We start from the raw sequence: 6,384 nt of genomic DNA, 5'->3' as shown, positions 1-6,384 counted from the left end.
TCTCCAGTCTCACCGATCGTGCGCCGGAAAACGCCCTCGATTGCGCCTCCGCCACAGTTCGATTGCGCGCCGCTACACGTAGGGTACGAGGTGACCGTCGGCGATCGCCTCACGCATCCCGTAGCTGTAGGTTGGCCGATCGACCTCGAAGAAGCGAAGGGTATCCCGGACGGCGGCACGGTCCTCCGCATCAGCGTCGGGATCGTTCCGTATCACGCAAGGTGTCGCCGTGAGGCCGATCTTGACCCCATCGAAGTGGTCGAGCGCCCGCCGCCACTGCCCATAAATGCTGCGGTGGCACTCGTCGACGATGACGAGATCGAAATAGCCGGACGAGTACTTCTCGTACTCGTTGACCAGCGTCTGGAGCGTCACGATCGTGACGCGCTTCTCGTCCTGGAAGCGCCGCCCCGAGCGGGGCACGCGATAGCACGGCAGGTGCGGCAGGTGCTCGGTGAAGGCGTCCTCGGCCTGGATCGCAAGCGTGTTCCGGTCGACGACGAACAGCGCCCGCGTGACCCAGCTGGCCTCGAATAGGCGTTTCAGCAGCGCGGCAGCAGTGCGGGTCTTGCCGGTGCCAGTCGCCATCTCGACCAGCATCTTGCGCCGGCCGGCGACGATCTCGCGGCACAAGACGTCGATGCAGGCGGTCTGGTGCGCTCGCCCACCCCCACCAGCGATGCGCGTGTCGATCGGGACATCGAGGGGGTTTCTGCGGACCTCGCGCGCCGCCTTCCTGCGCGCGAGGTCGTCGGGACCGAACACCGTCTCGACTCGGCGGAAATGGGCATCCTGCCCCTTGTCACGGAACCAAACCTCCTCGCCGTTTGACAGGAAGATGAATGGCACGTCGAGTCCATCGGCATAACGCAGACCCTGCGCCTCGCCCGCGCTTAGATCGACGCTCGTGCTCTTAGCCTCTAGCACCGCCAGCGCGTGGCCCCGGCGGTCGAAGAGCACGTAATCCGCCTTACCCCCGTCATCGAGTGGATACTCGAATCGAATGCTTCGGCCATCGGTCAGATGCCAACCGGCATCGCGCAAGAGCTGGTCGATTTTGACCCGTGCAAAGGCTTCATTCATCATCCGACCCTACATTGTTTTGTTCTATATACAATCAGATGTTATCTTTGATACTAGCCAAATTTATCTCTCGAATATCGATTCATACCATAGTCTGTCTTATGGTATTGGAAATCTCCGCCTGGATGTCGTCCATGCGACGGCGGAGCATGGCGATTTCGCCTTGCAGCCGCTCGTGCTCACGCACGAGGTCGAGGATGTTGTCCTGTGCAGCGGGGTCTAACATCGGCACAGGCAGCTCCTTGATGTCCCCTATCGCGACATTAGGGATTGATGTTCCTCCGGCTTGGCGCTGCAGCAGGGCCTGCACCATTGGGGATCCGAGATAGCGGGCCAGGACCTCCGGACTGTTAATCGGGCTGCCCTTGCGCAGCCGCAGGATAAGGAGGGACTGTGCGGGAACGACTGGCGGCGCATCAGCGGCGTTGGTCACATCACCCCTGACCAGCGCCACCTTGCCGATCGTTCCCTTGACCGACAGCAGCACATCGCCCTCGCGCAATATGGTGCTCTCGATCTTGCGCATCGCCGTTGCCGGCGTCTGCCCCGTCCGCTGTGGCGGGAGCAGGTAGCCGTCCTGGATGTCGGCCAGCATCGCCTCCCGGACCGCCATCATGCTCTGCTCGCCGGAAGCTTTCGGCAGCGCTTGCGGGCGGAAGATCTCCGCAACGTCCGCAAGCCGGACCGTATCCCGACTCTCCAGCATGTTCCAGCTCGCCTGCGCCTCAGGATCCAGCACGTAGCGCTCGACGGAGAGGTTGAACCCGGACTCGCGAACCTGCGCATAAGGGATGTCCACAGCGTGCCGGCTCGGCGTCGCCGTCGTCAGCAGATCGAGACCCTGTACCTGATCCTCGATCCCTGCGGCATCAATGAAGCGCAAGTTGCGTTCGGAGAGGCTGTCAGCCCGAGCCTGATCAAACACCAGGACTGACATGGCTACGCCGCTACGCGGGTACGTGCCGCGCGGCAGTGCCATGACGGCCACCAGACCATGCTGCTCGATCAATACCTGCTTGAGAGCGGCCTCCCGGCTGTTCGTCCGGAAGAGAAAGCCGTTGCCAACCACCACGAAGCAGCGGCCTTGCGCGAGGCGAGCGCCCCAGAGCGCGCCATAAGCCTCGCTGGTCAGCGTGTCGTCAGCCCGGAAACCAGCCGACCCCAGAGTTGACCCCTGGGCACTAATCTTCATGCCGAGCGGAGGAAAGAGGAGTGCTTGGGCGAACTCTGGTGCTCGTGCAACCTCGCCGGTGAAGTCAGGAAGGCTGCGGACCTCAACCGTTAGCGGTCTAGAACAGGCGCGCGCCAGGGTACGGACGAGGGAAGCTAGGGCCACGCTTTCGACGTCTAGGTGCACCGGCCCTGCCTGGGCGAGTCGCCACGCCACATGCACGGCGTAGGACAGGCCGCATCGCACCGCTGCCAACTTCTCCCGCCAGAGCAAGCCTGTCAGCAGCGTCGCACTCTGAGGAGAGATCCAAGCCTCGGCCGCCCCCATTTCCAAGATCATCGCGGCTAGATCGTCGGCGGTGAGCCCAAGCGAAAGCGCGGAAAGCATCGCACGCCGGAACTGCTCCAGAGCAGTCTGACTCCACGGCTTCCAGGAGGTTTGAACCTCGGAGATTGTGGCGTCGGGCACAAACGTCTGAACCGCGTGCTCCCACTGGGCGAGCATGTAATCGACTGACACATCGGCGAAGGGCGGCAGATCTCCCCGGCTTGCGGATGATGCCTGCGACCATGCCAGTAGGATTGCCGCAACCGATGCCGAATTACTTAAATTCAAACCAGTATCTCGAATGGCCGCGTGCAGCAACCATTTTGCCTGATCAAAGATCTTCATTGAATATACTTTCTTTATTGACGCCGTCCGTAAGCGGTAATCAGCCTGTCGTCCTCACTGACGACCACCACACCGCCCTTGTCACGAACCTTCAGGAGCAGACCGCGTTCGCGATCAAGCTCTTCGAGACGCCGGTCCACCTCGCGCCGGTCAAATACGTACTTGTCCTGCTCACAGCGGCCATGGGTGAGAGCCAGCTCCACCATAGCTCTGTCAATGCCACGCTGGTTCATCCGGGTGTGCATGTGCTTCGTCGTGATCGGCATGGCGACCCCCTGTTGAGCTTCATATGGCCGACCGTGACTGATTAGTCAATGGCTGATTTTTTTGAAATAGGCAGATTTTTATCCCCGAGGCGGCTCCTGCGCCGCGTGGTGTAGGGCTGGGAGAGTGGGGGCCGCTATCTGCGACGTCCACCGTGAGCCTTGGCGGAGTTCGCAAGCCATGCTGCTGCTGCGGTTCTGTCGTCCTCGGCAGCGCTTGGACGTCCGCTAGCCTCGAGGCATCAGGCACCGACACCCCTCCGCAGTCGCTCGATTGCAGCCTCTAAAGGCGATAACGGCTCCGCTGGATTCTGGTCACCCATATAGAGAACGCTTCCGCTTGGATTTGAATTTGGGCGAGTAGGCATTGCGATCGGTACGGCGGTAGGCCGGGATGCCGCTGGAACGGACGAGGATGGCCGTGGAGCTGCGGGACGCGTCGTCGGGATGATCGGGCGCCGAGCTGCGGAACAAGCCTCACGCGTCGTCCTGGCGCGACGGTTGGCACGATCGAAGATCACGCCAAACTCGGCACCGAAGCGGTGCATGACGGGGCGACGGTGCAAGCCGTGCTCGGTCCGCTGGTAGCGCCGGCCCGCAGCTTGTTCGACCGGATCGAGGAAGCCGACCGCGACAAGCGCCTTCAGGGCACCCCGCACGCGCGCTTCCGACAGTCCAAGGTCGCGATGATCGGCGAGGCTGCGCCGATCGATGGCGAACGCCGTCATCAACCGGCCCGGCACCGTCCAGAAGCGCGCCAGGAAGACAGCCAGGGCGAACGCGGCCTCTCGATTGCGGAACGGTGCCAGTGACGACGCAAGCCGGTCCCGGACTTCATGGGGGAGCCGGTAAGGACCATCGGGGGTGGATGGCACCCACGGTGCGCGCCTCCGCGCGGGCGGCAACGTCGTCGTTCTTGCGGCGGGAATCGCCTCCGCCTTCGTGGCGTGTTTCATCATCAGGCCCTCGTCGGGCCGCGACGGATCATCCCGAGACGCGCCGTGCGTGCTCGGTTTCAGACAAGGCAATCCCGCTCCGAGAAACGACGTTCTCGGTTGACTCCAGCGGCGTTGTCGGGGAGAGTCGGGGTGCTAGTTCGACTTCTGCCCCTCGCGGGCCTCAGCCCCTTCCGCCTGCAAGCGGGAGGGGTTTTGCTTGTGTGGTGATCGTGCGGCGGTTACGCTTTCTCGCTGGCGACTCGGCCGGGATGGTCGAGCGCCATTCGACACGGTAAACGCCGCGCAGGAAGCGGGTCAAGCGCATCCGAGCGTTGAGCGTCGTAAAAGCCTGATCCTGATATGGATCGGCATGGCTCTGATCTATCAAGCCCGGTAGTCTTCGTGCACGTCGACCTGCATGCGTGCACGCAGATCCTGGGCTGGTCTGTCGGCTGATCTCTGACCGATGACCGGGATAGGGCGGTGGACGATCTCACCGCCAAGCTGTCTAGCGAGGACGCGTGGTTGCGTGTCCACTAGCAGGAGATGTGGCCAACTGCCCCGAGTAGGGATGAAAGCGTCACCCCTGTCGCAGCGGGTTTGCGTGGTTGCGTGTTTACGCGATCACACGTCGTCCTCGGCCTTGTCGAGGTACAGCCCGTTTTCCTGGAGCATCAGGTAGAGGCCGCGGCGGTAGAGCGCCTGCGCGGTCGTCCCCTTGTCGAGGGCGAGGCGCTTGATCGCGAGAAGCGTCTCGGGGGCAGCGTACAGCGAGACGTGCGGCTTCTCCACCCGCACGCGCGTCTTGTATCCAGCCCGGCCCGTTGCCTCCGGGATGTCATCCACCGGGACCACCTTATTTTGCGTGTCTGCGGGTTTGCGTGTTTGCGTGGTTGAGGGTTCATGTGAAGACGCCTTGGGCGCCAGATCCACCCCAAGTGCCGGCCGCTTCGCCATCGTCATCCTCTCCCCTTCAACCACGACCACAACCCATTCACCTCGGACGCTGCGGCCCCGCGCGCGTCCAGCTCGGTCACGCCAAATCCTGACGCCATGCTGTCGGCAAACGCCGCTCGCTGCGTGATGACGGATGCCACATCGCCAGCGGCCTTGAGCACCGCCAGGGCATCGGCCGTGCGCCCGGGCGAGCGAGAGTCGACGCCGTTCAAGACGAAGGCGAACTTCCTCTCCAGGAACCGCAGGCGTTCGATCGTCGGCCGGAGCGCCTTCAGGTCGGGGGCGCTTGCTCGCGTCGGTACGAGACAGAGCGTGGAGTGGCGCAGCGCTTGATCGACCGTCGAGTCGAAGGTGCCGGCGGTGTCGATCAAGAGCGTCGTCGTCGCGCCATGCTCCATGACCCGGCGGTGAAAGTCCGACAGATCGGCGGGGCGGACCACACGGAACCGCAGGTTCGACTCAACACCGCGCTCGGCCTGCCGGAGCCGGCCCCATTCTGCGAACGATCCCTGCGGATCGAGATCGACGGCAACCACCATCTCGCCGTCACTCGCAGCGCAAGCCGCAAGCGAGGCCGCAAGCGTGGACTTGCCGACGCCGCCTTTCTGACTTGCCAGAACGACCGTCCGCATCGGCCTCCCCTCGGATCGTGTGGTCACGCATCCACGCAACCACGTCATCCCGCAGAATGGGGTGCGTCGGCCGGGTTGTCGAGAAGAATGACGAGACGCAGCGAAGGAACGTGAACCCGCATCCACGCAATCACGCATCCACGCAAACACGCGCGTAGGAAGCTCGCCAGTGGCCGTTTGCGGTCTGCGGCAGGGTAGGTGCCGGCCGATGCGGAACGGGCCTCCTGGCGCCTCTACGTGGTCGTAGCTACACCGTAAGGGCTGACAAGGAGTCCTCGCCATGGGTGACAAGCCGCCGGTTGTCCTCGCGGTGTCCCGGCTGTTGAAGGTCGAAGCGATCGACTCCGGCAAGACGCTCGCCGTGAGGTTCGAGGGTGCAGACGGCCGAGAACTGGCCGTTCTCGTTCCAATTGCCTCCGCACGTGAGCTGCGCGCGCGGCTGTTCGATACAATAAGGCTTGTGGAGCAAGCCGTCGGGAAGGCATGACGCAGTATTACGCTCTGGTCTTATCAGTATAAGCGCCGGTCTTATTCAATAATCGACCTATTTTCGTAATTACCCACGGGGTTGGGCGCGGTGCACGAGCGGGCTGACCTTGTCGACGACGAGGTGAGCGCCAGAAGCGATCAGGCGCGGATGGTCTTGAGGAGGGTGGCGAAGGTGTCGT

At 63.2% G+C, this 6,384-nt stretch carries 7 protein-coding genes; 2 read left to right on the top strand and 5 right to left on the bottom strand.

All coding sequences use genetic code 11. From position 1 onward, the window contains the following. Positions 1–72: 72 nt before the first annotated feature. The 3 genes from EU555_RS35635 to EU555_RS35625 all read right to left on the bottom strand — a co-directional run bounded on the left by EU555_RS35635 (position 73) and on the right by EU555_RS35625 (position 3,192). On the bottom strand, positions 73–1,086 hold the full coding sequence (locus EU555_RS35635; RefSeq protein ID WP_135420086.1) for a DEAD/DEAH box helicase family protein: 1,014 nt from the start codon (positions 1,084–1,086) through the stop codon (positions 73–75). Positions 1,087–1,165: 79 nt separating this feature from the next. Continuing rightward, positions 1,166–2,926 (bottom strand): N-6 DNA methylase, encoded by a 1,761-nt coding sequence (locus EU555_RS35630; protein ID WP_135420084.1) that lies wholly within the window; start codon positions 2,924–2,926, stop codon positions 1,166–1,168. 14 nt (positions 2,927–2,940) lie between these two features. Continuing rightward, positions 2,941–3,192, bottom strand: coding sequence for a DUF4258 domain-containing protein (locus EU555_RS35625; protein WP_135420083.1), 252 nt, complete (start codon positions 3,190–3,192; stop codon positions 2,941–2,943). A gap of 557 nt (positions 3,193–3,749) precedes the next feature. On the opposite strand from EU555_RS35625, the gene EU555_RS36590 reads away from it, so the two are divergent. Further along, a complete protein-coding gene (locus EU555_RS36590; protein ID WP_167858775.1) occupies positions 3,750–4,001 on the top strand; it encodes a hypothetical protein in 252 nt (83 codons plus the stop codon). A 750-nt stretch (positions 4,002–4,751) separates the two neighbouring features. On the opposite strand, the gene EU555_RS35615 is transcribed toward EU555_RS36590, so the two are convergent. Both EU555_RS35615 and EU555_RS35610 read right to left on the bottom strand, forming a co-directional pair. Next, positions 4,752–4,973, bottom strand: coding sequence for a hypothetical protein (locus EU555_RS35615; protein ID WP_135420081.1), 222 nt, complete (start codon positions 4,971–4,973; stop codon positions 4,752–4,754). A 113-nt stretch (positions 4,974–5,086) separates the two neighbouring features. Continuing rightward, positions 5,087–5,716 carry a ParA family protein gene (locus tag EU555_RS35610; protein WP_167858774.1) on the bottom strand — a complete coding sequence of 210 codons (630 nt, stop codon included), beginning with the start codon at positions 5,714–5,716 and terminating at the stop codon, positions 5,087–5,089. Between the two features lie 280 nt (positions 5,717–5,996). On the opposite strand from EU555_RS35610, the gene EU555_RS35605 reads away from it, so the two are divergent. Further along, positions 5,997–6,203, top strand: coding sequence for a hypothetical protein (locus tag EU555_RS35605; RefSeq protein WP_135420077.1), 207 nt, complete (start codon positions 5,997–5,999; stop codon positions 6,201–6,203). Positions 6,204–6,384 lie beyond the last annotated feature (181 nt).

Origin of the sequence: Methylobacterium nonmethylotrophicum, assembly GCF_004745635.1 — a bacterium.
Taxonomy (GTDB): domain Bacteria; phylum Pseudomonadota; class Alphaproteobacteria; order Rhizobiales; family Beijerinckiaceae; genus Methylobacterium; species Methylobacterium nonmethylotrophicum.
The sequence above is the reverse complement of the archived record's forward strand: the minus strand, read 5'-3'. Positions and strand labels throughout refer to the sequence as shown.

Excerpts from the sequence above, each read along its gene's own strand:
- EU555_RS35625 (WP_135420083.1), bottom strand. The coding sequence starts at position 3,192 with ATGCCGATCACGACGAAGCACATGCACACCCGGATGAACCAGCGTGGC.
- EU555_RS35635 (WP_135420086.1), bottom strand. The coding sequence starts at position 1,086 with ATGATGAATGAAGCCTTTGCACGGGTCAAAATCGACCAGCTCTTGCGC.
- EU555_RS35605 (WP_135420077.1), top strand. The coding sequence starts at position 5,997 with ATGGGTGACAAGCCGCCGGTTGTCCTCGCGGTGTCCCGGCTGTTGAAG.
- EU555_RS35610 (WP_167858774.1), bottom strand. The coding sequence starts at position 5,716 with ATGCGGACGGTCGTTCTGGCAAGTCAGAAAGGCGGCGTCGGCAAGTCC.
- EU555_RS35630 (WP_135420084.1), bottom strand. The coding sequence starts at position 2,926 with ATGAAGATCTTTGATCAGGCAAAATGGTTGCTGCACGCGGCCATTCGA.